Origin of the sequence: Kitasatospora sp. NPDC048715 (assembly GCF_043198905.1) — a bacterium.
In the GTDB taxonomy this organism is placed as follows: Bacteria; Actinomycetota; Actinomycetes; order Streptomycetales; family Streptomycetaceae; genus Kitasatospora; species Kitasatospora lactacystinica.
The window spans coordinates 33,598-59,673 of record NZ_JBICVH010000034.1 but is presented as its reverse complement, the minus strand read 5'-3'; the positions used below and the strand labels follow the sequence as shown (position 1 = coordinate 59,673).

Sequence of the window (26,076 nt, the reverse complement as noted above, 5' to 3'; positions counted from 1 at the left end):
ATGGGCGGCATCCGACCCGGCCACCAGCACGGCCTGCACCGCTGGTTCACCACCGGCAACCTCACCGCCGCCTACCTCTCCCTCGCCGCCGCCCGGCCGATGCCCCGCACCGGCAACCCGGCCACCTACTGGACCGCCCTCGTCACCGCCGGCGAACTCCTCACCACCACCCCCAACCCCGACACCCGCATCAAGTACGCCCTCGCCCACTGCCGCACCCAAGCGGCGAAGGGCCTTTCCGGGTAGTGCGATGATCATTCGCTGAGTACTGTGTGCCGTCGAACAGTTGGGCAGCTGTTCGACGGCTGCCCCCGTACGACGTGCATGCCGCCGACGCACGGAGGTCAGAAAGTGAGCAGACAGATGCAACCGACGTTCGTCCTGGTCCACGGAGCCTTCGCGAACTCCTTCTCCTTCGCGCCGCTCCAAGCCGAACTCGGCCTCCTCGGGCACCGGTCCGTCGCCGTCGACCTCCCGGGGCACGGATTCGCCGCGACGTACCCGGCCGCCTACCAGGCGCCGCAGGACCTCGAAGGGCTCGCCACCGCGCCCGGCGCCATCAAGGGCGTCACCCTCGCCGACAACGTCGCGCACCTCATCGGGATCCTGGAGCGGGCCAAGAGCAACGGGCCCGTCGTCCTCGTCTCCCACAGCCGCGGCGGCCTGACGGCCACCGTCGCGGCCAACCAGCGGCCCGACCTGATCGACCGCATCGTCTACGTCTCCTCCTGGGCCCCCGTCGACCTCCCCGTCGGCGCCTACTACGCCGAGCCCGAGATGGCCACGGCCGACGCCGCGGGGATGGCGGCGGCACTCGTCGGCAACCCCGCCGAACTCGGGCTGCTGCGCTGCAACTTCCGCACCGCCGACCCGGGCGTCCTCGCGGGCTTCAAGGCGGCCTTCCTCGCCGACGGCACGGACGACCAGTTCATGGTCTTCCTCAACTCCTTCCAGCCCGACGAGAACCTCGACACCGGCACCCCCGATGACCGGGCGCAGGCCGACACCTGGGGCAGCATCCCCAGGACGTACGTCCGCCTGACCGAGGACGCCGGCATCCCGCTCGCCATGCAGGACCGGATGATCCGCGAGGGCGACGCCCTCACCCCGGACAACCCCTACGACGTCCGCACGCTCCCCGGCAGCCACCTGAAGTGGCTGGTCGACCCGGCACCGGCCGCCCAGGTCCTGGGCGAACTCGCCGCGCTCCTGCCCACCGAAGCCTGACCGCTCCGTGACGCCTCCCGCGCGGACGTAACCACGCCCCTGCGGCCCCTGGCCCGCGCGGGAAGTCGGCCCCGCCGACTTCCCGCGCTCCGAAGGACCGGGCGCGGGGCGCGCGGCAGCTCGTCGTCAGGTCGCCCAGGGCAGTCGTACCGCCTCGATCCCGGTGTCGTCCACCAGCGCCTCGATGAGCCCCGGCGGCCCGGCGACCTTGGTGGCCCACAGGTCGTAGTCGGTGCACAGGACCCATGAGCGGTCCTCGGCCCAGAGGTTGGACGGGCTGAAGTCGGCCTCGGGATTCTCGTAGAGAATCCCGGCATCGCCGAGGCGGCCGGCCTTCACATGGAGGTTGTCGAAGTCGATGGCCCGCAGCATCAGCGGGTTGTAGTAGGCCAGGCAGGGAGTGTCAGGACCTTCGGGACTGTGCTCGACGAGGACCGCGATCAGCCGGTTCCAGCTCTCACGGTCCAGGCTCCCCTCGGTGGGCGGTTTGATGCCCAGCGGCCAGCTGCCCCCCTTCTTGGCCGAGGGGAAACACCGGTACGAGGGCATGAGCCCGTCGGGCACGACGGGGTCGCCGACCCGCCGGGCGAGTTCCGCCCACCGCAGCCGCCGCCAGCCGCGGCCCGGGTGCCCGGCCCGGCCCAGCCCGCCTCCCGTGGCGATGCCCACTTCGAGGTCGATGCCCGCGAAGGTGACGGGCTGGATGCTCCCGTCCGCCAGACCCGCCTGGCGGTACTCGTGGTACGACACCTCGGACGGCCCCTGTTCGTGCTCGTACATGGCATTGAGCACCCAGCCGGCATCGGGCAGCGCGGGCGGCATGAACCCGGTCACGCCGCCGTCGGCGCACAGCTCCACCAGCCAGTCGGCGGCACTGGACGGCGCGGGCTGCCACGGACCTGACAGCGGGTTCGGTTCCTCGGACATGCGTTCATGATCCCAGGCACGGCACGGAACCCCTGCCCGAGGCCACCGCCCCACGCAGCTCGAACGGCCTGTGCACTCCCGGTCACACGGCGGTGCGCTGACGACCGACTCCGGTGGCACGACGGCTCCTAGGCTCACGCCGCGACAGGACCTACGCCCCCCTTCATCCGGAGAGACCGAGAAGACCGTGCTGAAGAAACTCTGCTCCGCCCTGCTGACCCTGGCCGTCTCCCTGGGCCTGGTCACGACGCTCAGCGGCACCGCGTCCGCGGCCAACTACCAGGTGGTCGACTGGCACATCTCGAACATCACCGCGGGTGGGAACAACCACCAGCAGAACTACTGGAACCTGATCGACGCCATCCACCGGTACACCTACGGCAGTCCGACCGGCCTCAACGGCGTCGCCGAGACCACCACCGAACAAGGCCGCCTGATCCAGGTGCGCGTCCTCGACACCAACAACACCCACCTCGTCTCCGTCTACCTCTGGGCGAACGACCTCTACGTCGCCGGCTTCTACGCCCCGCAGAGCAACACCCACTGGGCGTTCCAGGACCGGATCAACGAGTTCCAGAGCGCGCTGGGCGTCACGGTGCCCGGGAACCACCGCATCGCCAGCGGCAACTACAGCCACATCCCGGGCGGCAACGAGCGGGGAAGCCTCGTCCTCAACCCCGAGCACATCTACAACGCCATGCGCACCCTCGGCCGCGCGACGGCGTACAACGACTCGACGGGGCGGGCGCTGCTGACGGCGATCCAGATCTTCTCGGAGGCGTCCCGCTTCGGCGTGGTCTTCGACGTCGTCCGGGGCAACATCCAGAATCCCGGCCGGAACCGGCCGCTGAACTACTTCGATCCGCAGCGGGGCAACATCCTGGCCGCCAACGTCGAGAACCAGTGGGGACAGATCAGCGAGTTCATCCGCAACGCCCGCAACGACCCGTCCACGGCGACCATCTCCGTCATGGGCCACACCGTCGCCACCATCGCGGCCGTGCTCTACTACACCGGCTTCTTCGAGGCCAACGGCGCCATCATGCACAAGCCCAGGTAAGGCGAAGCCCGGGGCGGCCCACCGGCACCGGCCGGCGGGCCGCCCCCGCCGCCTCGCATCCCTAGCCCCGCCAGCTGACCAGCCGGGCGAGCAGGACCGTCACGGTGGCACCGCCCGCCGCCGCGGCCATGCCCCGCACGAAGTGCAGGCCGACCGTCCGACGAACGACCCGCCACCGCCGGCGGCGCCCCGCCCCACCGATCCGACCGCGACCACTGAACCAGGCGAACATCGCGCCTCTCCTCTCCGGGGGACGGCCGCCCCTCGCGGCCTGGTCCAACCCTCACCGCACCCGACAGCGGCGCCACGCCCGACCGATGGGATCCGACGAAGCCTGAAGTCGGCTGCCGGGAAACGGCGTTCGCCTGACAGCGGCGCGCCTTCGGTCCATGATGAACTGACAGCAGCGGACGAAATCTGACAGTTCATCGAGGGCAGCCTGTGGCGGGAATCGTCGTTCCGACCAATGAGAAGCTTCCGCCCGGACCGCGGAGGGACTTGGTCGGGGCCCTGCACGGGCTGTACCGGGGCGCGGGCAAGCCCAGCCTCCGCGAGATCTCCGACGGCATCAGGCAGCGCGGCGACCTGCCGACGACGGTGAGCCACGACACCGCGAGCCAGCTGCTGCACGGCGTGACCGTCCCCTCCTGGGCACGGGTGGAGTCCATCGTGCGCTACCTGGCCGATGCCGCCGTCGGGCGGCAGAAGCCGGATCCGGAGGCCGAGGTCGAGCGGTTCCACCGGCTCTGGCTGGACGCCGAGGACGCGGACCCCGCCACGCCGACCCGGCCGGCCACGGCGGACGCGGCGGACGCGGAGCTGTCGGCGGACCTCCGGTCCCCCGACCAGGAGCGCCGCATCGCCGCCCTCTACCGCCTCGAACGTCGGGCCTGGCGCACCCCGTCGCCGGGGCAGGAGGACTCCGCCCCACCATGGCTGACCGTGCTGGCCCACTTCCTCCGGACGGCACGCCCGCTCGGGGTGCCCGGCGACCCGGTACCGGCTCCGGCCGAGGAGGTCCAGCTGGCGGCGCTGATCCTGGGCCGTCTGCCCGTTCGGCACTTCGCCGGCCCTTTCGACCTCTCGGGGCTGGACCTCCGGCACCTGACGTGGGAGGGGGCGCGGCTGTCGCACGCGGACCTGAGCGGGAGCCTGCTGTCGGGCAGTTCCCTGCGGTTTGCGCGGCTGGGAAAGGCCCGACTCACAGAGGCAACGCTCACCGATGCCGACCTGGAGGCGGCCAATCTCTTCTCGGCCGACCTCACCCGCTGCGACCTCACCCGTGCGAGCCTGGTCGACACCTCCCTCAAATTCGCGGACCTGTCCCACGTCGCCCTCCTGGAGACGGACCTGGACGATGCCTCAGCGCCCCTGACCAGGTGGGAGGGATGCTCGGCCGACCAAGCCGACTTCCGCCGCGCCGACCTGACCCAGGCCAACTTCACCGGAGCCGTCCTGACGAACTGCAGCTTCCTCCACGCCAAGCTGGTCGGCGCGTTCTTCACCGATGCCGATCTGAGGGGCAGTTCCTTCAGCGGCGCCGACCTCTCCGGTGCGCTCTTCACCAGGAGCAGCCTGGCCACGGCGCAGCTGACGCCCGAGCAGCTGGCGTCCATCGAGGTCGTGCGCGAACCCGACGGGTCGATCGTTCCCACCTGATCCCCCGCTGCCGCGCGGCGGCTACAGCCCGGCCCGGTACGCCTCCAGTCGCTCGGCCAGCTCCTGCGGGTGGCCGAGCATGGGGAGGTGGTCGCCCGGCATCTCGTCCGGGCGGAAGCCGAGCCGCTCCTCGACGTGCCGCCGCAGGAACGCGGGCGGGAAGAACCGGTCGCCGGTGGCCAGCAGGTACCTGGTCGGCACCTGCGGCCAGGCCTCCAGCGGCCACGGCGTCCCGAACGGGGTCGCGGACTGCCGCCTCCCGTGCTTCGCGAGGAGTTCCTCGGCCAGCGCGGCCGGGGTGTCGTGCAGGAACAGGGCGCGTTCGTCCTCCTCCGCGCCCTCTGCCACGCCCCTGCTGCGGTCGGATTCGCGGCGGGCCGCCCAGTAGCCGGTGTTCTCCCACCACTCGCCCGGTGTCTCCCCGGGCGCCGACACCTGGGCGTGCAGCATGACCAGCAGGTCCACCGGCATCCGCGCGCAGACCAGCGGGCCGGTGAAGCCGCCGAACGAGTGCGCGACGACCACGAGCTCGCCGGGCCCGTCCCCGACGGCCGCCACCGCCGCGTCCGCGTACTCGGCGAGCCCGGCCGCGTCGTCGTCGCACGGCAGGTCCGGCGCGACCACCTCGTGGCCCCGCCCGCGCAACTCGGCCGCCAGCGGCCCCCAGTACCAGGCATCGGCCGCCGCGCCATGGATCAGAACGTACGTCGCCACGGATCACTCCTCGTCCGGAACGGATCACTTCTGGACCGCGCCCGAGCCTACCGAGCGGTCCGCCCCCGAACTGCCGGGCGCCACCCGCATACTCGTCCCAACGACCGATCAGCCACCACTCGTTGGGAAAGCCCTTGTTCCGCGACACCGGCCCGCGCAGCATCCGCATACCGACCCACCGCGAGACCGCCGAGGAGTGGGGCGAGCAGATCGCCGCGCTCCGCGCCGCTCCGCCCGGGTGGTCCTTCCTGCTGGGGCGGTTGTCCTCCGACGGCTACCTCTGCCACCTCGACCTCAACTACCACCTGGACGGCGAACTCGTCGCCGTCGTCCAGACCTCGCGCCCCGTTCCGGCCGGCCACCGGGTGGGTTCCCTCACCACCCCGCAGTCCCAACTCTCCACCTTCCTGGCGAATTCGGACCGCCTCGACCCGCGCACCCACCTCGCCCCGCTCGACGGCCCGCCCACTCCGGGCGAGGTCCTGCTCCACGGCGTCCGCGTCCCGGTCGAGGTCAACCACAGCCACGGCTGCCGCAGCGCCCTCGTCCCCCGGCTCCCCTCCCAGCAGGGCTGCGTGATCGTCACCGCCGCCACCGAGCACTGGGCCACCGCCACCGACCTCGCCCTGCGGCCCCCGGCGGCGTTCTGAGCGGTGCGCCGCACCGGGCCCCCGATGGTTCACCCGGACGGGGCGGCGCGCGCGATGCCATTGACATGACGGACCGTCATGATTGCGCCGATGGCGATGCGTTCACGCCAATTACCGGCGGAACATCCCCGGCACGACGGTGCGGGTGGGGTTAGCCTGTGGCCATGGTTGCAAACTGCAAGGAAGAAGTAGCCATGGGCGACGCGGAGTTCGTCAGCGGCCCCGCCCTGATCCTCCGGTCCCTCGCCTCCGACCCCGACCGGCGGGCCGTCGTCACCGCCGACGGCGCCGGGATCACCGCCGGCGACCTCGCCGCCGCCGCCTACCGCCTCTCCCACGAGCTGATCGCCCGGGGCGCCGCCCTCGGCACCACCGTGACCCTGCTGACCGGCAACACCCCCGAGGCCCTCGTCGCCCGGTACGCGGCCGGCCTCGCGGGCGCCCGGGTGGTGAACCTGTACGACGGCATGAGCGAGCCGGTCCTGGCCGAGATCACGGCGAGCGTCGACACGACCCTCCTGCTCGTGGACGCCGAACGGTACGCCTCGGCCGCCCGCTTGCTCCCGCTGCTCGACGGGCCCACCGTCCTCACCCTGGGCCCGGGGCCGGCCGACCGCGCCCCCGGCGCCCTCGGCGAGGACGTCATCGCCGCCGCCGCCCACCGCCCCGCCGAACCGCCGGACGTCCGGATCGGCCCGGAGGACGACCTCGGCATCCGCCACACCGGCGGCACCACCGGCATCCCGAAGGGCATCCTCAGCCTGCACGGGCCCTACCGCCGCGTCTTCGACGCCCCGGTCGGCAGCGACCCGGTCGACGGCGCGCCCCGCCTCCTCGCCGCCACCCCGCTCGCCCACCTCGCCGGGATCATGTCCGACCTGACCCTCCAGCGCGGCGGCACGGTGGTCCTCCAGCGCTCCTTCGACCCCGGCGCGGTCCTGGCCGCCGTCGAACGCGAACGCATCACCGACCTCTGGGTGCTGCCGGCGCTGCTCCACCAGTTGCTCGACCACCCGGCGATCGGCCGCACCGACCTGTCCAGCCTGCGGCAGATCCTCTACGGGGGCAGCGCCGCCTCGCCGACCCGGATCCGCGAGGCGCTCAAGGTGTTCGGGCCCGTCCTGGTCGGCGTCTACGGGATGTCGGAGGCGCAGCTGATCTCCTACCTCACCCCGCAGGAGCACGACCGGATCGGCCCCGACAGCGTCCAGGTCCCGGTCGGCCGGCCCGCCCCGGGCGTCGAGGTGGCGATCCGCTCCCTCGACGGCACCGACCTGCCGACCGGCGAACAGGGCGAGGTCCACCTGCGCTCCGACGGCATCATGGCCGGGTACTGGAAGCGGCCCGACCTCACCGCCGCCGTGCTGCGGGACGGCTGGCTGAACACCGGCGACGTCGGCTACTTCGACGAGGACGGCTACCTCTACCTCTCCGACCGGGTCAAGGACCTGATCATCGTGGTCGGCGGGCACGTCTACCCGTCCGAGGTGGAGGACCTCCTCCTCACCCACCCGACCGTCGCCCGCTGCGCGGTCTTCGGCGTCCGCGACGACCAGGAGACGGAGCACGTCCACGTCGCCGTCGTCCCCGCCCCGGGGCAGCGGCCGCGGCTCGACGAACTCCGCGCCTTCGTCACCGAGCGCAAGGGCCGGATCTTCGCCCCCGAGGCGCTCCACCTGGTCGACGAGATCCCGCTGACGCCCGTCGGCAAGCCCGACAAGAAACGCCTGCGCGAAGCCGCCACGGCCTGAGGGCGGCGAATCCCGGGGGTGGCGGCGCCGAGGGCCGCCACCCCGCAGGCCCGCACGCCCGGCCCTCGCTGCCGCCGGCCCTCCCCGCTACCCCTCCTCGCGGCCGCGGAAGGCCCGGCGGTACTCCCTCGGGGCGACGCCCACCCGGTCCGTGAAGACCGGCCGCAGGGAGACCGCCGAGGCGAAGCCGCAGCGGGTGGCGACGGTGTCGACGGGCAGGTCGGTCTCCTCCAGGAGCCGCTGGGCGGTGAGGACGCGCTGGTCGAGGAGCCAGCGCATCGGGGTGGTGCCGGTGGTGGCGGTGAAGCGGCGGGCGAAGGTGCGGTCGGACATCAGGGCGGCGGCGGCCATCCGGCGCACCGTCCAGGGAGCGTCGAGGGAGGCCGCGACCTCGGCCCGCAGCCGGGCCAGCGGATCGTCACCGGCGGCGGCGTCCGGGACCGGGGAGGGGATGAACTGGGCCTGGCCGCCCGCCCGGAAGGGCGCGGTGACCATGGCCCGGGCGATGGCGGCGGCGGCCTGCTGGCCGTGGGCGGTGCGGACGAGGTGGAGGCAGAGGTCGATGCCCGCCGCGACTCCCGCCGAGGTCCACAGGCCGTCGCCGCCGGTGAAGAGCACCTCGGGCCGGACCGTCACCGCCGGGAAGCGGCGGGCGAGTTCGGGGGCGAGCGCCCAGTGGGTGGTGGCCTCCCGGCCGTCCAGCAGGCCGGCCTCGGCGAGGACGAAGGCGCCCGCGCAGAGCGAGGCGACCGGGACGCCGGCGGCGGCCACGGCCCGCAGGGCGTCCAGGATCTCCGGGCCGCGCCGGGCGGCCGGGTCCTCGACGCCCGGCACCACCACCAGGTCGCAGGCGGCCAGCGCCGCCAGCCCGTGGTCGGGGACCCGCTCCAGCCCGCCGCCCAGCCGCACCCGGGCGCCCTCCGGCCCGCAGACCCGCAGGTCGAAGGCGGGCAGGCCGGGCCGGGAGGTCCGGTTCGCCCACACCTCGCCGATCACCGCGTAGTCGAAGGCCCGGACACCGTCGAAGATCAGACAACCCACCGTTCGCATGGCAGGAACCTATCGATGGGTGGCCCCGCTGCCCATCACGCCCGCCCGACGACCCCGACCACCATGGACGGCATGACGAACACCGACGCCTTCGACGCCCCCCTCACCCTCGACCAGGACGCCGTCCTGCTGCTCATCGACGTCCAGAAGGGCTTCGAGGACACCGCCTTCTGGGGCCCCCGCGACAACCCGCGGGCCGAGCAGCGGATGGCCGAGCTGATCGCCGCCTGGCAGGCCACCGGCCGCCCGATCGTCACCGTGCAGCACACCTCCCCGGCCGGCCCGCTCGCCGAGGGCACCCCGGGGCACGGGCTGAAGGACTTCGTCGCCGACGTCACCCCCGCCCTGCACGTCACCAAGACCGTCAACAGCGCCTTCTACGGCACCCCCGACCTGCACGCCTGGCTCCAGGAGCGCGGCGCCCGGCAGGTGGTGGTCACCGGGATCATCACCAACGTGTGCAACGAGACCACCGCCCGGATGGCCGGCAACCTCGGCTACGACGCGGTCTTCCCCGTCGACGCCATGCACTCCTTCGACATGACCGGCCCCGACGGCACCACCGTCCCCGCCGCCGACCTCGCCCGCGCCACGGCCACCACCCTGCACGCGATGCGCTTCGCCAAGGTCGTGACGACGGAGCAGGTGCTCCGGGCGGCTAAGGCCTGAACAGCGGCTCGTACGCGGTGCCCTCCTCCGCCGCCTCCGCGCTCTCCTCGACCCCACGGACCGCCACGGACACTCCTCAGCCCGCCAGCCGCTCCGCCAGGTACTCCTCCCAGGTCCGCCGCCCGTGCTCGGCCCCCGCCGGGGCCAGGTTCTCCCCCGCCCGGTACGCCCGCCCGACCCTGCCCGGCACCCGCAGCGGCACGTGCCGGCGGCTGCGGCCGCGCGCCGCGAGGTAGCCGCGGGTCAGCTCGCCCATCTCGTACACCCTGGGGCCGGCCAGGTCGGGCACCGGCCCGGCCGGCCCGTCCAGCGCCGGCTCCACCAGCCGGGCGGCGACCTCCCGCACGTCCACCGGCTGCCAGCGCACCCCGCCGGGGGCCGGGACGAGCGGCAGCCGGGCCATCTTCTCCGCCACCGTGAACGCCAGGTCGTGGAACTGCGCGGCCCGCAGGATCGTGTACGGCAGGCCCGACTCGGCCACCGCCCGCTCGGCGGCGTGCTTGGCCCGGAAGTAGCCGAGCGGCAGCCGGTCCGCGCCGATCACCGAGATGTACACCAGGTGCCGCACCCCGGCCCGCCGCGCGGCGGCGACCAGCAGCCGGGTGGCGACGTCGTCGCCCTTGGGGCCGCCGGCCAGGTGCAGCACGGTGTCCACCCCGGCCAGCGCCGCGTCCAGCTGCCGGGCCGCCGTCGCCGGGTCGCCGAGCAGGTCGCCGCGCACGTACGCCACGCCGTCGGCGTCCCGACGGTCCTGCCGGCTGAGCACGCGCACCGGCGGCCCGGCCGCGCGCAGCAGCGGGACCACCTGCCGGCCCAGGGTTCCGGTCCCGCCGGTGACCAGCACGGTGTGCTTCGTCATGATCGTCTCCGTTTCGTCCCGGGCCGGGAGTTGATCTCCCCGCCGCGGCCGTTGTTGGGTGGCTCCTGCTGCCCTGACCCCCGGCGACGAAGGAATGTGACACGTGGACGAGAAGGTGGACGAGAGCTCTGCCCGGGCCGCGCTCTTCGAGGAGCAGCGCCCGCACCTGCGCGCCGTCGCGTACCGGATGCTCGGCTCGATCAGCGAGGCCGAGGACGCCCTCCAGGAGGCCTGGCTCCGCTACGACCGCACCGACACCGCCGGCGTGGCCAACCTCGGCGGCTGGCTCACCACGGTGGTCTCGCGGGTCTGCCTGAACCTGCTGCGCACCCGCGCCCAGCGCCGCGAGGAACCGCTGGAACCCGCCGGGCCGGACGGCGAGCCGGGCCCGCCGCGCATCCCGGACCCGCTGCTGCGGCGCGAGGGCGTCGTGGACCCCGAGCAGGAGGTGATGCTCGCGGACTCGGTCGGGCTGGCGCTGATGGTGGTGATGGAGTCGCTGTCACCGGCCGAGCGGGTCGCCTTCGTGCTGCACGACCTCTTCGCGGTGCCGTTCGAGGAGATCGCCCCGCTGATCGAGAGGACCGCCGCCGCCACCCGCCAGCTGGCCAGCCGGGCCCGCCGCAAGGTGCAGGGGCAGGCGCCCGCGCCCGACCCGGACCTCGGCCGGCAGCGGCGGGCCGTGGACGCCTTCTTCGCCGCCGCCCGCAACGGCGACCTGGACGCGCTCGTCGCCGTGCTCGACCCGGACGTGGTGCTGCGCTCGGACGGCGGCACGGCGATGGCCCGGCACACGGTGGTGCTCTCGGGCGCCGGCACGGTGGCCGGCCAGGCCGTCCTGTGGGGCACGCTGTCGCCGTTCGCCCGCCCGGCGCTGGTCAACGGCGCCGCCGGCGCGGTGGTGGTCGGCGACAACGGCCGGGCGCTGTCGATCATGGCCTTCACCGTGGTGGACGGCGCGATCGTCGCGATCGACGTGCTCACCGACCCGGAGCGGCTGGCGGCCCTGGACCTCACGGACTTCCGGGAGCAGTGACGCGCGGGCGCACGGAAGCGGGGTGGGAGGGCCGTCGCCCTCCCACCCCGTTCCACACCCCTGCGCCCCTTGAGCAGGCGTCACCCTGAGCAGGCACGCCCCTTGAGCAGGCGTCACCCTGGGCAGGCGCCGCCTTGAGCAGGCGTCACCCTGGGCAGGCGCCGCCTTGAGCAGGCGTCACCAGCCCTGGGCGACCACCCAGTCGGCCAGCTTCCGGGCGCAGTCGTCGACCGCCTCCTTCCAGCTGTGCTCCGCACCGTCCCCGGCCTCGTCGCTGACGTGCTTGACCAGCCGCACCGGCAGCCCGGCCCGGTGCGCGACGGTGGCGACGGCGTAGCCCTCCATGTCCACCAGGTCGGCGTGCTCGGCGAGCCGGTCGCGGGCGGCCGCGTCGGAGACGAAGAGGTCCCCGGTGGCCAGCACCGGGCCGTCTCCCTTGCCGATCACCAGCGGGGCGCCGTACTCACGCCCGGTGAGCGCGTGCAGGGCGGCGGTGTCGAGGTCGTGCTGGATCACCTGGACCACGTGGTGGGTGCCCTCCCAGCCGGGGCGCAGCGCACCGGCCGTGCCGAGGTTGATCACCTCGGACGGCTTCTCGCCCTGCGCGAGGACGGTGGCCAGCGCGACGGCGGCGTTGACCTTCCCGATCCCGGTGAGCAGCACGGGCAGGCGGTCGTCCAGGTGGGCGGCCTCCTCGCGCACGGCGACGACGAGCAGCGGGCGGTCGGGCGAGATCGTTCCAAGCAGGCGCATACCTCCATCGTACGGAGCGAGGGGTCGCCGCACCCGGGATTGCGCGCCCTCGACCGGACCCCCGCGCTCCGCCCGGCCGGGGGAACCGCGTAGGGTGCGGCCCGCGTCGGACGGTTCGCCACCTCTCGGGACGACCGGTGGGAGCGGCCCGGGCCGAAAGGGCCGGACCGACGGCACGGGCGGTACCGGCGGCACCCGCCGCACCAGTGGTACCGGCCGTCCCGGGAACGTGCACGACATGCTCAAGATCGGCGCAAGTCAGGTGTGGCCGGGGGGAGTCACGGCCATACTGCTGCCATCGGTCGGGCCCCGGGAACGGGCCCGGCCCCAGGGGAGGATGAGGCGGGTGGCAACACCAGTAGGCAGCGGCGCGTCCGGCGCCGCGTTCCCGGCACGGCCGAACCAGCTGCCGGGGGCACCGGGCGCAGCAGTGGCGACGGCCGCACCGGGGGCACCGGCCGTCCCCGGATCGGCCCCGCTCGCGAAGTCCGGCGGGGCGCCCCCGGCACCCAGACCCGGCGGGGCGCCCGCGAAGCGCCCTCCGGCGGCCGTCGCCACCGGCGTGCGCGCCCGGCTCGCGCAGGCCACCCGCACACCCCCCGGCCGGCTTCGGCTGGCCGGCGTGGTGCTCGCGGTGCTCACCGTGGCCTTCGGCGGGCTCACCGCCTGGCAACTGGAGACCAGGGCCCAGGCCGCCGACCGGGTGGTCTCGTACAGCCAGCCGCTCAGCCGGGACGCCGCCGAGATCCACCGCAACCTGGCCGACGCCGCCACCACCGCGGCCAGCGGCTTCCTGCTGGCCGGCGCCGAGCCCGACGAGGTCCGCAACCGCTACGAGCAGGACATCGCCACCGCCGCCAAGCTGATCGCCCAGGCCGCCGCCCGGACCACCGCGACCTCGCCCGCGCAGGGCTCGCTCGCCCGGCTGAACCAGCAACTCCCGGTGTACGCCGGCCTGGTGGAGACCGCGCGGGCCGACAACCGGCAGGGCATACCGCTCGGCGGCGCCTACCTGCGGTACGCCTCCGAACAGATGCAGACCGTCCTGCTGCCGACCGCCGCCGAACTGGCCGCCGTCGAGGACCGGGAGCTGTCCGACGACTACGCCGAGGCCAGAGCGGTGCCGTGGGCGGCGTACGGCCTGGCGCTGGTCGCCCTGGCCGCGCTGGCCTGGGTGCAGCTGACGCTGTTCCGCCGCACCAACCGGGTGTTCAACATCGGGCTGCTGGGCGCCACCGCCGCCGTCCTGTCCGGCGCCCTGTGGCTCACCGTCACCGGGCTGACCACCAGCTCGGCGCTCCAGCGGAGCAACCGCGAGGGCGCGGCCCCGCTGCGGGCGCTCAACACCGCCCGGGTGGACGTACTGACCGCCCGGCTGGCGGAGAACCTGCACTTCGTCGCCCGCGGCTCGACCACCAGGTACGCCGACCAGTGGACGAAGGCCACCGAACACCTGGCCGGGGCCAAGGACCTCCCGCCGGACCGGTCCAACGGCTCCCTGCCGCAGGCCGTCCGGCTGGCGCCGTCGGCCGCCGTGCCGAGCGTCGTGGACGCCTCGAAGCAGTTCGAGGAGTGGCGCCGGCGGCACGACGCCGCCCGGACCCTGGAGGTCGACAACGCCGACTACCAGGGCGCCCTGGAGGCCACCGTGACGGCCAAGGGCGACGCGGCCACCGCCGACGCCGCCTTCAACGCCACCGACAAGGCGCTCGCCCGGGCCGCCGACATCGAGCAGGACCGCTTCGACAAGGCCGCCGAGGGCACCGGCGGGGACCTGCGCGCCGCCGCCGTCGCCGCCGCGCTGCTCGGCCTGGTGGCCGCGACCGCCGCGCTGCGGGGCCTGGGCCGGCGACTGGCCGAGTACCGGTGACGGGCAGAGGGGGAGACGCGATGCACACCAGAGGATCCAGCGGATCGAGGAGAAGGACCAGGACCGCCGCCGCGCTCGCGCTGCTGGCGGCCGGTACGGCCGTGCTCACCGGGGGCGGCCCGGTCGGCGCCGCGCCGGCGGCCACGACCGCCGCGCCGCTGGCCGTGCACCAGGACCAGCAGGACCAGGCCGACGGCTGCGACGTCTACCGGAGCGTGCCGCCGAGCACCGACGACGGCCCGGCCGTGAAGGCCGTCAAGGCCCGGCGCAGCCTGGTGATCGGCGTGGACCAGAACAGCTACCGCTGGGGCGCCCGCAACCCGAACACCGGCCAGATCGAGGGCTTCGACATCGACCTCGCCCGGGCGATCGGCGCGGCCGTCATGGGCGACCCGGACAAGGTGGTGCTCAAGCCGGTGGCCACGGCCGACCGGATCGACGCCATCAAGAAGGGCCGGGTCGACCTGATCGTCCGCACCATGACAATCAACTGCAAGCGGATGGAGGACGTCGCCTTCTCCAAGCCGTACTTCAACATCAGCCAGCGCGTCCTGGTGCCGAAGTCGTCGCCGGCGAAGAACATCGACGACGCGATCAAGGACAAGGCGGTCTGCGCCGCCGACGGCTCCACCGCGCTGACCGTGGTCAAGGAGAAGAAGACCGCCCGGCAGGTCGTCACGGTGGAGAACCAGCTGGACTGCCTGGTCCTGATGCAGCTCGGCAAGGTCGACGCCACCATGACCGACAACGGCCTGGCGGCCGGCCAGGCCGCGCAGGACCAGACCGTGCGGATCGTGGACGGCGAGGCCCAGCCGGAGGTGATCGGCGTCGCCATGCTGAAGGACAGCACCGACCTGACCGCCCGGGTCAACCAGGTCCTGGCCGACTACTACGCGCGCGGCGACTGGACCCGTTCGTACGAACGCTGGCTCAAGCCGTACATGCTCAACGAGGCCGAGCACTACTGGCCCGCACCGCACTGATCCGGCGTCGGGGCAGGTCCGGGGGCGGCGCGCGGGACGGCGCAGAACGGCGCGGGGGACGGCGCGGGAGAGGTGGCGCACGATCCGTCAGCGGGGCGTCGACGGCACGTTGACGCCCCGCGCCCGCTCCGCCCGAACGGCCACCGGCTAGGGTTCGGGACGATCACCACGGGGAGACCGGTGGTGGACACGGGGGTTGTCGTGGGACCGCACGTCCGGTACGTCAGGTACGTCGGGATCGCACGCGAGGAAGGAAGGACACCGCGGTGGCGGCATCGGCTGGCCCGGTACTGAGCCGGGAGGAGGTCGACCGCGCGCTCGCCCGCCTCGGCGCGGAGCGGGACGCGGTCGAATCGGCGCTGCTCGCCCTCCAGGACCACCCGGGCCTGCGGCTGCTGGACGGCGCCGAGCTGTCCGGGCGCACCCTGGAGCGCTGGTCGGTCGCCGGCAAGGGACTGCCGCTGCTCTGGGCGCTGTTCGACCGCTACTCCGAGGCCCTGGCCTCGGCCCGGGCCGTCCGGGCCCGCAAGGCCAAGCCCGGCACACCCGAACTCGCCGAGCTGAGCGAACTGCTGACCGGCGACGCGGTGACCGTCCCGGGCGGGGTGGTGCCGGACGGCCCGCAGGTGCTCGGCGCGCCCGCCAAGCTGGTCGAACGGATCAGCCTGGACGCGCTGATGACCCGGATGAACTCCTGGTACGCCACCGTGCTGGAGGTGGTCAGCGCCGCCGACGCGGTCTGGTCGGCGCTGCCGGCCCGGATCGACCTGCTGCTGGCCGAGCTCCAGCGGGTGCGCACCCTGGCCGCCTCGCTCGGCGTGCGCACCGGCGCCCACCCGCTGGGCGACGACCTGGCCGGCATCGAGAAGGACCTCACCGAGCTGCGCACCGAGGTGCGCGGGGACCCGCTGGCGCTGTGGCGCCCGGCCCGGGTGCCCGCCCAGCGCGGCACGGTCCCGGAGGGCTCGGCCTTCGCCGGCCCGGCCGGGGTGGTGGACACCGAGCGGTTCGACCGGGCCGGGCGGGCGCTGGACGGCGTCCGGCTGGAGCTGGAGGACCTGCTGCGGCTGCGCGACGAGGCCGAGGACCGCCTCCAGGGCGTCGGCGACCTGCTCCAGCGGGCCGACGCCACCCTGGCCGAGGCCCGCCGGGCGCGCGGCGAGGTGCTGGCGAAGATAGCGTCCAGCGACGTCCCGGCGGTGCCCGGACCGGCCTCGGCGCTGCGCGAGCGGATCGTCGCGGCGCTGGACCTGCGCCAGGCCGGGCAGTGGGGCCGGCTGGCACCGCTGCTGGACACGCTGGAGGACGCCGCCGCCAAGGAGCTGACCCGGGCCCGGCAGTCGCTCACCGAGGTGACCCAGCCGCTGGCCGTCCGGGCCGAGCTGCGCGGCCGGCTGGACGCCTACAAGGCGATGGCGGCCCGGCTGCGGGTCTCCGAGGACCCGGAAGTGATCGAGCGGTACGAGAAGGCGCGCTGGCTGCTGTGGAGCGCGCCCTGCGACCTGCGGGCGGCGGCCGCCGCGGTGGCCCGGTTCCAGCAGTCGCTGCGGCCGGCCCACACCGAGGCCGGAACCGGGCAGGCTCAGGAGGCGGCCGGCCGGCCGCCGACCGACGGAGAGGTTCAGGGGGGCTGAGGTTGATGGGCGGGACGTGCGAACGGCCGGAGTGCTCCGGCAGCGGCAGGATCGACGCCGACGGCTACTGCGACGAGTGCGGGCTGGCCCCGGCGGCCAGGACCACCGCCACGCCCGGGGGGGCGACGACGGGGACCGCGGGGACGGGAGCACCGACGACGGGAGCACCGGGAACCGGAGCACCGGCGTCCGCCGGCCCCGGCTCGCCCTGCCCGCGCGACTGCTCCGGCACCATCGACCCGGACGGCTACTGCGACGAGTGCGGCCTGACCCCGCCCGGCGGCGACACCGGCGTCACCCAGCCGTACGTCCCCTCCGCCCGGGTCTCCCCCGGCTCCGGCCACGGCCCCACCGGCCCGGCCCGTTCGATGTCGGCCCGCACCGGCTCGGCCCGTACGATGTCCGGCCGCTCCCGCTCGCACCGCTCCACCCGCACCGGCAGCGGCCGCTCGCTCTCGGTCCGCTCCACCCGGGGCGGCGGCACCGCGGGCACCCGCAGCCGGCTGGGCGCCGGCCTGGTCACCGTGCCGACCGTCGAGGCGGCCGACCCCTCCCGGGCGGTGCTGGCCAACCCCGAGGTGCCCGAGCGCAAGCGGTTCTGCTCCAAGTGCGAGGCCCCGGTGGGCCGGGAGAAGAACGGCAGCCCGGGCCGCCCGGACGGCTTCTGCACCAAGTGCGGCACGCCGTACTCGTTCACGCCCAAGCTGCGCCGCGGCGACCTGGTCGGCGGGCAGTACGAGGTGGTGGGCTGCCTGGCGCACGGCGGGCTCGGCTGGATCTACCTGGCGGTGGACCGGCGGGTCAACGACAAGTGGGTGGTGCTCAAGGGCCTGCTGGACACCGGCGACGAGGACGCGCTCGCGGTGGCCGTCGCCGAGCGGCGCTTCCTGGCCGAGGTGGACCACCCGAACATCGTCCGGATCATCAACTTCGCCGAGCACCCCGACCTGCGCACCGGCGCCACCGACGGCTACATCGTGATGGAGTACGTCGGCGGGAAGTCGCTCAAGGACATCGCCAACGAGCGCCGCACCGCGGACGGCCGGCGCGAGCCGCTGCCGGTCGAGCAGGCGATCGCCTACGCGCTGGAGGCGCTGCCGGCCCTGGGGTACCTGCACGGCCGGGGCCTGGTGTACTGCGACTTCAAGATCGACAACGTGATCCAGAGCGGCGACACGCTCAAGATCATAGACATGGGCGCGGTCCGCCGGCTCGACGACGACGGCCCGATCTACGGCACCATCGGCTACCAGGCCCCGGAGATCGCCACCGACGGCCCCTCCGTCGCCTCCGACCTGTACACCGTGGCCCGCACCCTCGCGGTGCTCACCTTCGACTTCCAGGGCTACAGCGGCACCTACCGCGACTCGCTGCCCGGCCCCGAGCAGGTCGAGGCCTTCGCCCGGTACGAGTCCTACTACCGCTTCCTGGTCCGCGCCACCGACCCGGACCCGGCCCGCCGCTTCGCCTCCGCCGAGGAGATGGCCGACCAGCTCACCGGCGTGCTGCGGGAGATCATGGCCCTCCAGGACGACCGGCCCCGGCCCGCGCCGTCCACCCTGTTCGGCCCCGAACTGCGCGTCGTCGACACCGAGCTGGTGCTGCCCACCGAACAGGCCGGACAGCTCCGGGTGGCCCCCCTGGACCCGGCCGCCGCCGCCCTCGCGCTGCCCGTCCCCCGGGTCGACCCCGGCGACCCCAACGCCGGCTTCCTGGCCGTCCTGGTCACCCCCGACCCCGAGGAGACGCTCGCCGCGCTGGCCGCCGCGCCCACCGTCTCGGTCGAGAGCCGGCTGCGCGAACTGCGCACCCTGCTCGAACTCGGCCGCCACCCGGACGCCGTGCGCCGCCTCGCCGAACTGGAACAGGACCAGCCGGACGACTGGCGGGTGGTCTGGTACCGCGGCCTGACCGCGCTGGTCGGCAGCGAGGCCGCGCCCCGAACCGAAGGGCGCGCCGGCACCGAGAGCGAGGAGCGAGGGAGCGACGCAGGAGCGAGGGAGCGACGACCGTCGGCGCCGGGACAGGAGCGCCCGGAGGCGAGCGGGCGAGTCGCAGCGCTGCGGGCCGCCGCGGAGGCCTTCGACGCGGTCTACGACGCCTTCCCCGGCGAGGCCGCCCCCAAGCTGGCCCTCGCCATCTGCGCCGAACTGCTCGCCGACGGCGGCGACGCGGCCGAGTTCTACCGACTGGTGTGGGCCACCGACCACGCCTACCTGAGCGCCGCCTTCGGGCTGGCCCGGGTCCGGCTGGCCGAGGAGGACCGGACCGGCGCGGTCCGCGTCCTGGAGACCGTCCCGGCCACCTCCAACCAGTACACGGCCGCCCGGATCGCCGCCGTCCGGGCCCGGCTGCGCGAGCGCCCGGCCACCGACGACCTGGCCCTCGACCTCGGCGCGAGCTCCGCGCAGCTGACCGCGCTGCGGCTGGACTCCCGCCGCCGCGAGGAGCTCGCGGTCGAGGTGCTCGACGCGGCCCTCGGCTGGGTCGGCGCCGAGGCGGCCGCCGGCCGAAGGGCCACCGACCTGGTGGTACTGGGACGTCCCGCACAGGAGCGGGAACTGCGCTTCGCCCTGGAACAGTCCTACCGGGTACTCGCCCGGTTGGCCGACCGGGCCGAGATCAGGATCGAGATGGTGGAACGGGCCAACCGTGCCCGTCCCAGGACGTGGGTGTAGCAGATGCCGCAGCAGACCGAGTGCCCGAGCTGTTCGGAGCCGATGGACCAGGAGGACGCCTTCTGCGGCTCCTGCGGGACCGGCCGGAACGGCCGGGCGGCCCCCGGCTCGATGCCGACGAGCTGGGCCGCCGCGCGCGGCGAGGCCGTACCGTCGCCGCGCGGGCCGGTCTGCGTGCACTGCGGGCAGCCGCAGGTCGCCCCGGACGGCTACTGCGAGGGCTGCGGCGGCGCCCAGCCGCGCCCGCGCGACCACATGGAGAAGTCGCTCGGGGGCGTCGCCGGGGTCAGCGACCGCGGCGTGCGCCACCACCGCAACGAGGACTCCTTCACCGTCGCCGCGACCTCGCTGCCCGGCGGCGAGCCGGTCGTGGTCGCCGTGGTGTGCGACGGCGTCTCCTCCTCCGACCGCCCGGACGAGGCCTCGGAGACGGCCGTGGACGCCGCCTCCGAATCGCTGCTGACCGCCCTGGAGGCCGGCCGGGACCCGAACCGGGCGATGCACCAGGCCATCGCCGACGCCGCCAAGGCCGTCGCCGACCTCGCCACCGACGGCGCCGGCCCCACCCGCCCCGACCTCAACGCGCCCGCCTGCACCTACGTCAGCGCCATAGCCGCGGGCGGACGGGTCACCATCGGGTGGGTCGGCGACACCCGGGCGTACTGGATCCCGGACGACCGCGCCGCCGCCGAGCCCTTCCGGCTCACCCAGGACGACTCCTGGGCGGCCCGGATGGTCGAGGCCGGGCTGATGAGCGAGGCCGAGGCCTACTCCGACCCCCGCGCGCACGCGATCACCGGCTGGCTCGGCGCCGACGCCGAGGAGGTCGTGCCGCACACCCTCGACTTCACCCCGCACGTCCCCGGGGTGGTGCTGATCTGCACCGACGGGCTGTGGAACTACGCCGAGGCGGCCACCGACCTGGCGTACTACGTGCGCCCGGACGCCCGCACCGAGCCGCTCGCCACCGCACAGACCCTGGTGAAGTTCGCGGTCGCGGCCGGCGGCCACGACAACATCACCGTCGCCGTGCTGCCGATCGACCCGCCGGCCACCGCCGTCGAGGAGGCCGAGCAGACCCCCACCGCGCTGGACCTGCCGGTGATCGCTCCGCGGCCGGCCGGCCGACCGGCCGCGGAGGAGGACGAGGACCACGATCCGACCCTGCCGGACCTCCCGGTGATCGGCTCCCCCGCCGCCCCGCTGCCCCCGGTCCCGCCGGCGCCGCCGGAGGTGCCCCCGGCGCCGGCCGTCCCGCCGGTCGTCCCCGCCGCTCCGGCCCCGCCCGTCGCCCCGCCCGTCGCCCCGCCCGTCCCGCCGCAGCCGCCGCACCCTCCGACGGCCTGACCGACCACCCGCCGGACGCCCCGGCAGCACGGCCCGCCGGCCCGCCCGGCGGGCCGCCCCACCGTCCTGAGCACGTCCACCCCTCACCCGACGGGAGCCGACCGCCCCATGGCAACACTGGCGAAGCCGAACCTGCCCAGGTTCAACGTGGAGATCTTCCAGAACGAGTACCTGGCCGACGGCGCCCGCGAGGTCAACGCCATCGTCACCGTCACCGCGACCGGCGGCGGCACCTCCGGCGGCCGGCCGCTCGGCTTCGCCGACGCCGCCCCGGCGGGCACCGGCGCCGCGGCCGCCGTGGTCGTCCTGGTGGACTGCTCGGGCTCGATGGACTACCCCAAGAGCAAGATCAACGGCGCCAGGGAGGCCACCGCCGCCGCCATCGACGCGCTGCGCGACGGCACCGCCTTCGCCGTGGTCGCCGGCACCCACGAGGCCCGCGACATCTACCCCGGCGACGGCACCCTCGCCATCGCCTCCGCCACCACCCGCGGGCAGGCCAAGGAGTCGCTGCGCCGGCTCACCGCCGCCGGCGGCACCGCGATGGGCACCTGGCTGGCCAAGGCCGACAAGCTCTTCCTCACCCGCCGCGACATCGCCATCCGGCACGCCGTCCTGCTCACCGACGGCAACAACGAGCACGAGTCCGCCGAGGACCTGGCCCGCACCATCGAACTGGTGACCGGCCACTTCACCGCCGACTGCCGAGGCGTGGGCACCGACTGGCGGATCGACGAGCTGCGCAGGATCTCCTCGGCGCTGCTCGGCACCACCGACATCGTCGCCGAACCCTCCGGCCTGGCCGAGGACTTCCGCTCGATGATGGCCGGGGCGATGGGCAAGCAGGTCGCCGACGTCGCCCTGCGGATCTGGACCCCGGCCAACGCCACGGTCAGGTTCGTCAAGCAGGTCGCCCCCGCGGTCGAGGACCTGACCTCCCGCCGCACCGAGGCCGGGCCCCGGGCCGGCGACTACCCCACCGGCTCCTGGGGCGACGAGAGCCGCGACTACCACGTCTGCGTCGAGGTGCCGGCCGCCTCGGTCGGCAACGAGATGCTGGCCGCCCGGATCAGCCTGGTGCTGCCCGACCAGGTCGCCGGCGGCACCCCGGAGGTGCTCACCCAGGGCCTGGTCAAGGCGGTCTGGACCGACGACCTGGCCTCCTCCACCCGGATCAGCCCGCAGGTCGCCCACTACACCGGGCAGGCCGAGCTCGCCTCCTCCATCCAGGAGGGCCTGGAGGCCCACCGGGCCGGGGACGTCGACCGCGCGACCGCCAAGCTGGGCGCGGCCGTCCGGATCGCCCACGCGACCGGGAACGAGGGCACCTACAAGCTGCTCCAGAAGGTGGTGGACGTGGTGGACCCGAAGGAGGGTACGGTTCGGTTCCGTAAGAACGTGAGCGAGGCCGACTCGATGACCCTTGAGACCCGGTCGACCAAGACGGTACGTGTGAAGAAGTGACCGCTGAAGACGTGACCGGGCCGGCACCCCGGCGCGACGCCGCACCGAGCCGGCCCGAAACGAGGGGGACCTGATGCCGATCTGCCCGAGGGGCCACGAGTCGCAGGCCGAGGACTGGTGCGACTTCTGCGGCTTCCCGATGACTCCGCCGGCCCCCACGCCGGGGGCGCACGGAGGCTACCCGGGGGCGCCCGGGGCCGACCCCGCGCCCGGCGCGCACGCCGGACACCACCCGGGGTACGGCGGCGCGTCCTTCGGCGCTCCGCCGCCTCCGCCGCCGATGCCGCCGGGGGCCGTCCCCCCGGGAGCCGTCCCGCCGCCCGGGGCACCCCTGCCGCCCCCGGGCATGGTGCCCCCGCCCCCGCACGGGGCCGTCCAGCCCCAGGCCGGGCCGCAGGGCCTCACCGCGGGCCTGGCCGTCTGCCCGATCTGCCGCAGCCCGCAGACCGGACGGTTCTGCGAGGAGTGCGGCTACGACTACGAGCTCTCCACGCCCTCGCGCCGCCAGGCGCCCGGCGCCGGCCACCTCCCGCCCGGCCCGGCCCAGCAGCCGCCGCTGAACATCCCGGCGGCCTACGGCGGCACCCCGCCGCAGGCCCCGCCCGGTCACGCCCCGGCCGGCCAGCCCCCGTTCGGTCACGCCCCCGCCGGCCAGCCGCCGTTCGAGCAGCCGCCGTTCGGTCACGCCCCCGCCGGCCAGCCCCCGTTCGGAGAGTCACCGTTCGGACAGCCGCCGGCCGCCCAGCAGGCCGTCGCGCCGCCCGTCCAGCAGCAGCCGCAGGCCCCCGCACACCCGCACACCTACGGCTACCCGCCCGCCCAGCCCGGCACCGGGCCGACGGCACCTCCCGGCCACCACGCCGGGGGCGAGGGGCCCGCGCCGGAGGGCGCGTTCCCCGACACCTCCGTGCGCGAGGACTCCGGCCCGGTCTACGCCCACCCGGCCGGCCCCGGCCCGAACAGCCGCGGCGGCGACTTCGGCACCTCCTTCAACCTGGCCCCGCCGCAGCAGGCGCAGCAGGCACAGCCGCAGCAACCCCGGGAACCCGCCCCGGCCGAGCCGGTGCGGACCAACTGGATCGCCGTGGTCGCGGCCGACCGGGACTACTTCACCGAGATGATGGCCCGCAGCGGCCCCGAGGCGGCCGGCCTGTTCTTCCCGCCGTACTGCCCCGAGCGCCGGATCCCGCTGACCGGCCGCGGCCAGCTGCGGATCGGACGGCGCAGCCAGCACCGCGGCACGGTGCCGGAGATCGACCTGTCCGTCCCGCCGGAGGACCCGGGCGCCTCGCACCAGCACGCGCTGCTCGCCGAACAGGCGGACGGCAGCTGGGTCCTGGTCGACCAGGACTCGACCAACGGCACCACCGTGAACGGCGGCGCGGAGCCGATCACCCCGCACACCGCGATCCCGCTGAACGACGGCGACCGGATCCACATCGGCGCCTGGACCACCATCACCGTGCACCGCGGCTGAAAGACCGCCACATCATTCCCTGATGGGCCGTCAGCGCCAACTCCGGTCGGGCCGGGCGGAATTCGACATCCGCCCGGCCCGACTTTGTTTGAGTCCTCTTCAAAATATCCGCAAATTCGCTCGCACGGATGTGCACAGCAGCCTTCGCAGCCCCTAGGCTCAGGCCACATGACTGCTGCTATATCCGCTGACGGCATACGTCAGCGGTACGGGGATGTGCAGGCCGTCGACGGGGTGTCGTTCACCGTCGAGGCCGGCGAGTTCTACGGGATCCTGGGCCCCAACGGCGCCGGGAAGACCACCACGATGGAGATCCTGGAAGGAGTCCGGAAACCGGACGAGGGCCGGATCCAGCTGCTGGGCATGGAGCCCTGGCCGCGCAATCCGAAACTGCTGCCGCGAATCGGCGTGCAGTTCCAGGCGACCGCTTTCTTCCGGAAACTGACGGCCCGGGAGACCATCCGCACCTTCGCGTCGTTCTACGGGGTCGGCCCCAAGCGGGCCGATGCGATGCTGGAGCGGGTCGGCCTCTCGGACAAGGCCGAGACCCTGACCGACCAGATGTCCGGCGGCCAGGCCCAGCGCCTGTCGATCGCCTGCGCACTGGCGCACGACCCGGAGCTCGTCTTCCTGGACGAGCCCACCACCGGACTCGACCCGCAGTCCCGGCGCAACCTGTGGGACCTCCTGCGGGACATCAACGCCGAGGGCCGCACGGTCGTGCTGACCACGCACTACCTGGACGAGGCCGAGGTGCTCTGCGACCGGGTCTCGATCATGGACCACGGCAAGATCCTCCACACCGGCGCCCCGGCGGCGCTGATCCGCGAGATCGACGACACCGTCCGGATCAGCGTGGCCTCCGGCCAACTCCCGCTCGCCCGGGCCCGGGAGCTGATGACCGCGGCCGGCGCGGACATCGCCAACCTGGAGGACGACACCGTCTCGCTCTCCGTCTCCACCCGCGTTCCGGCCCCGGTGCTCAGCGTCCTCGCCGAGCAGAACGCGCTGCGCGGCCTGGAAGTGCGCGGCGCCACCCTGGAGGACGTCTTCCTCCAGCTGACCGGACGGGAGTTCCGCGCATGACCGCCAGCACCTCCACCGAGCCGCAGGCCCCGGCCCGGCGCGGCGGCCCCGCCACCGACGAGCGGGAGCGGGTCAGCGCGTTCTGGAGCCTGTCCCGCGCCATGCTGCTCGGGATGAAGCGCGACCGCACCGCGACCTTCTTCATCCTGCTGTTCCCGCTGGTGTTCCTGGTGTTCTTCGGCAGCGTGACCAAGGGCTCCGGCAGCCCCCACGCCAAGGTGGCGCAGGTCGGCGCGGTGAAGCTGTTCGACTCGATCCAGGGCGACGAGCGGGCCGGGCTGGACAAGGTCCTCACCATCACGAAGACCGACGACGAGGCCGCCACGCTGGAGAAGGTCCGCAAGGGCGACTACGACGCGCTGATCAAGCAGGGCCCGGACGGCACGGTCGAGCTGCGCTACACCGCCGCCGACCAGGTCCGCGCCGGCGCGCTCCAGGGCATCCTCAACTCGGTGGTCCAGACCGCCAACCAGGCGGCCACCGGCCAGAAGCCGGCCTTCGTGCTGGACTCCCAGCAGGTCGAGGACAAGTCGCTCAAGCCGATCCAGTTCCTCACCCCCGGCCTGCTCGGCTGGGCCGTCGCCACCGGCGCGGTGTTCGGTGCCGCGCTGACGCTGGTCAACTGGCGCAAGTCCAAGGTGCTGCGGCGGCTGCGGCTGGCCCCGATCAACGCCGGAACCGTGGTCAGCTCCCGGATCCTGGTCTCGCTGCTGACCGCGTTCCTGCAGACCGCCGTCTTCCTGGTGGTCGCGACGAGCTTCTTCGGGCTCAAGCTCACCGGCAACTGGTGGCTGATCATCCCGCTGGTGGCCTGCGCGACGCTCGCCTTCATGTCGATCGGCCTGCTGGCCGGCTCGGTCGCCAAGACCGAGGAGGCGGCCAACGGCATCTCGCAGATCATCGTGCTGCCGATGTCCTTCCTGTCCGGCTCGTTCTTCCCGCTGGACGGCGCCCCGGGCTGGCTGAAGGCCGTCTCCGAGGTCATGCCGCTGCACTACCTGGTCAACTCCGCCCAGTCGGTGCTCACCCGCGGCGGCGGCGTCATGGACGCCCTGCCGACCATGGGCGGCCTGCTGCTCTTCGCGGCCGTGCTGACCGGCATCTCCTGGAAGCTGTTCCGCTGGGAGGACTGACCCTCCCCGGTTGACGTCCACCGATCCCGACGGGGTCGTACGCCTTTGG

General features: G+C 74.2%; 22 protein-coding genes and 1 pseudogene. 17 read left to right on the top strand and 6 right to left on the bottom strand.

Annotated features, from left to right (window positions below):
- Together ACGFSC_RS42025 and ACGFSC_RS42020 are read left to right on the top strand one after the other, a co-directional pair.
- Positions 1-246: pseudogene (locus ACGFSC_RS42025) on the top strand (hypothetical protein); the annotation flags it as partial.
- Between the two features lie 117 nt (positions 247-363).
- Positions 364-1,227, top strand: a complete 864-nt coding sequence (locus ACGFSC_RS42020; protein ID WP_359906705.1) for an alpha/beta fold hydrolase — start codon at positions 364-366, stop codon at positions 1,225-1,227.
- Positions 1,228-1,353: 126 nt separating this feature from the next.
- Here the strand turns inward: ACGFSC_RS42020 and ACGFSC_RS42015 are convergent, their stop codons facing one another.
- On the bottom strand, positions 1,354-2,154 hold the full coding sequence (locus ACGFSC_RS42015; protein WP_359906703.1) for a hypothetical protein: 801 nt from the start codon (positions 2,152-2,154) through the stop codon (positions 1,354-1,356).
- 187 nt (positions 2,155-2,341) lie between these two features.
- Between ACGFSC_RS42015 and ACGFSC_RS42010 the strand changes: the two genes are divergently transcribed.
- Positions 2,342-3,214 (top strand): ribosome-inactivating family protein, encoded by an 873-nt coding sequence (locus ACGFSC_RS42010; protein WP_359906700.1) that lies wholly within the window; start codon positions 2,342-2,344, stop codon positions 3,212-3,214.
- A gap of 61 nt (positions 3,215-3,275) precedes the next feature.
- Here the strand turns inward: ACGFSC_RS42010 and ACGFSC_RS42005 are convergent, their stop codons facing one another.
- Positions 3,276-3,446 carry a hypothetical protein gene (locus ACGFSC_RS42005; protein WP_359906697.1) on the bottom strand — a complete coding sequence of 57 codons (171 nt, stop codon included), beginning with the start codon at positions 3,444-3,446 and terminating at the stop codon, positions 3,276-3,278.
- A gap of 266 nt (positions 3,447-3,712) precedes the next feature.
- Between ACGFSC_RS42005 and ACGFSC_RS42000 the strand changes: the two genes are divergently transcribed.
- The gene (locus ACGFSC_RS42000) at positions 3,713-4,873 is read left to right on the top strand and encodes a pentapeptide repeat-containing protein (RefSeq protein ID WP_359906694.1); all 1,161 of its coding nucleotides are present in this window, start codon (positions 3,713-3,715) and stop codon (positions 4,871-4,873) included.
- Between the two features lie 21 nt (positions 4,874-4,894).
- Here the strand turns inward: ACGFSC_RS42000 and ACGFSC_RS41995 are convergent, their stop codons facing one another.
- Entirely contained in the window at positions 4,895-5,587 is a 693-nt protein-coding gene (locus ACGFSC_RS41995) for an alpha/beta hydrolase (RefSeq protein ID WP_359906692.1), read from the bottom strand.
- A gap of 122 nt (positions 5,588-5,709) precedes the next feature.
- Here ACGFSC_RS41995 and ACGFSC_RS41990 point away from each other — a divergent pair, with 122 nt between their 5' ends.
- Together ACGFSC_RS41990 and ACGFSC_RS41985 are read left to right on the top strand one after the other, a co-directional pair.
- Positions 5,710-6,237, top strand: a complete 528-nt coding sequence (locus tag ACGFSC_RS41990; protein WP_359906689.1) for a hypothetical protein — start codon at positions 5,710-5,712, stop codon at positions 6,235-6,237.
- A gap of 194 nt (positions 6,238-6,431) precedes the next feature.
- Positions 6,432-7,988, top strand: a complete 1,557-nt coding sequence (locus ACGFSC_RS41985) for an AMP-binding protein (protein ID WP_359906686.1) — start codon at positions 6,432-6,434, stop codon at positions 7,986-7,988.
- 87 nt (positions 7,989-8,075) lie between these two features.
- On the opposite strand, the gene ACGFSC_RS41980 is transcribed toward ACGFSC_RS41985, so the two are convergent.
- Positions 8,076-9,038 (bottom strand): helix-turn-helix domain-containing protein, encoded by a 963-nt coding sequence (locus ACGFSC_RS41980; RefSeq protein ID WP_359906684.1) that lies wholly within the window; start codon positions 9,036-9,038, stop codon positions 8,076-8,078.
- 72 nt (positions 9,039-9,110) lie between these two features.
- On the opposite strand from ACGFSC_RS41980, the gene ACGFSC_RS41975 reads away from it, so the two are divergent.
- The gene (locus tag ACGFSC_RS41975) at positions 9,111-9,707 is read left to right on the top strand and encodes an isochorismatase family protein (protein WP_359906681.1); all 597 of its coding nucleotides are present in this window, start codon (positions 9,111-9,113) and stop codon (positions 9,705-9,707) included.
- 76 nt (positions 9,708-9,783) lie between these two features.
- On the opposite strand, the gene ACGFSC_RS41970 is transcribed toward ACGFSC_RS41975, so the two are convergent.
- Positions 9,784-10,566, bottom strand: a complete 783-nt coding sequence (locus ACGFSC_RS41970; protein WP_359906679.1) for an NAD(P)H-binding protein — start codon at positions 10,564-10,566, stop codon at positions 9,784-9,786.
- A gap of 103 nt (positions 10,567-10,669) precedes the next feature.
- Here ACGFSC_RS41970 and ACGFSC_RS41965 point away from each other — a divergent pair, with 103 nt between their 5' ends.
- Positions 10,670-11,602 carry a sigma-70 family RNA polymerase sigma factor gene (locus ACGFSC_RS41965; protein ID WP_359906676.1) on the top strand — a complete coding sequence of 311 codons (933 nt, stop codon included), beginning with the start codon at positions 10,670-10,672 and terminating at the stop codon, positions 11,600-11,602.
- A 177-nt stretch (positions 11,603-11,779) separates the two neighbouring features.
- Here ACGFSC_RS41965 and ACGFSC_RS41960 read toward each other — a convergent pair whose 3' ends face one another.
- On the bottom strand, positions 11,780-12,355 hold the full coding sequence (locus tag ACGFSC_RS41960) for a nucleosidase (protein WP_359906674.1): 576 nt from the start codon (positions 12,353-12,355) through the stop codon (positions 11,780-11,782).
- Between the two features lie 346 nt (positions 12,356-12,701).
- On the opposite strand from ACGFSC_RS41960, the gene ACGFSC_RS41955 reads away from it, so the two are divergent.
- The 9 genes from ACGFSC_RS41955 (at position 12,702) to ACGFSC_RS41915 (ending at position 26,027) form a co-directional block, all read left to right on the top strand.
- A complete protein-coding gene (locus ACGFSC_RS41955; protein ID WP_359906671.1) occupies positions 12,702-14,225 on the top strand; it encodes a hypothetical protein in 1,524 nt (507 codons plus the stop codon).
- Positions 14,226-14,245: 20 nt separating this feature from the next.
- Complete coding sequence (locus ACGFSC_RS41950) at positions 14,246-15,208, top strand: glutamate ABC transporter substrate-binding protein (protein WP_359906668.1); 963 nt, start codon at positions 14,246-14,248, stop codon at positions 15,206-15,208.
- Positions 15,209-15,474: 266 nt separating this feature from the next.
- Positions 15,475-16,842, top strand: coding sequence for a hypothetical protein (locus tag ACGFSC_RS41945; RefSeq protein WP_359906666.1), 1,368 nt, complete (start codon positions 15,475-15,477; stop codon positions 16,840-16,842).
- 5 nt (positions 16,843-16,847) lie between these two features.
- Positions 16,848-19,520: a tetratricopeptide repeat protein gene (locus tag ACGFSC_RS41940; RefSeq protein ID WP_359906663.1), complete on the top strand. Its 2,673-nt coding sequence runs from the start codon at positions 16,848-16,850 to the stop codon at positions 19,518-19,520.
- A 3-nt stretch (positions 19,521-19,523) separates the two neighbouring features.
- Positions 19,524-20,867 (top strand): PP2C family serine/threonine-protein phosphatase, encoded by a 1,344-nt coding sequence (locus ACGFSC_RS41935; protein ID WP_359906660.1) that lies wholly within the window; start codon positions 19,524-19,526, stop codon positions 20,865-20,867.
- A gap of 108 nt (positions 20,868-20,975) precedes the next feature.
- Positions 20,976-22,331, top strand: coding sequence for a VWA domain-containing protein (locus ACGFSC_RS41930; RefSeq protein ID WP_359906657.1), 1,356 nt, complete (start codon positions 20,976-20,978; stop codon positions 22,329-22,331).
- A 73-nt stretch (positions 22,332-22,404) separates the two neighbouring features.
- Positions 22,405-23,808, top strand: a complete 1,404-nt coding sequence (locus ACGFSC_RS41925) for an FHA domain-containing protein (protein ID WP_359906655.1) — start codon at positions 22,405-22,407, stop codon at positions 23,806-23,808.
- Positions 23,809-23,976: 168 nt separating this feature from the next.
- Positions 23,977-24,894 (top strand): ABC transporter ATP-binding protein, encoded by a 918-nt coding sequence (locus ACGFSC_RS41920; RefSeq protein WP_359910612.1) that lies wholly within the window; start codon positions 23,977-23,979, stop codon positions 24,892-24,894.
- Positions 24,891-26,027, top strand: a complete 1,137-nt coding sequence (locus ACGFSC_RS41915; protein WP_359910609.1) for an ABC transporter permease — start codon at positions 24,891-24,893, stop codon at positions 26,025-26,027. Before ACGFSC_RS41920 ends, ACGFSC_RS41915 begins: the two co-directional genes overlap by 4 nt.
- The last annotated feature ends 49 nt before the right edge of the window (positions 26,028-26,076 follow it).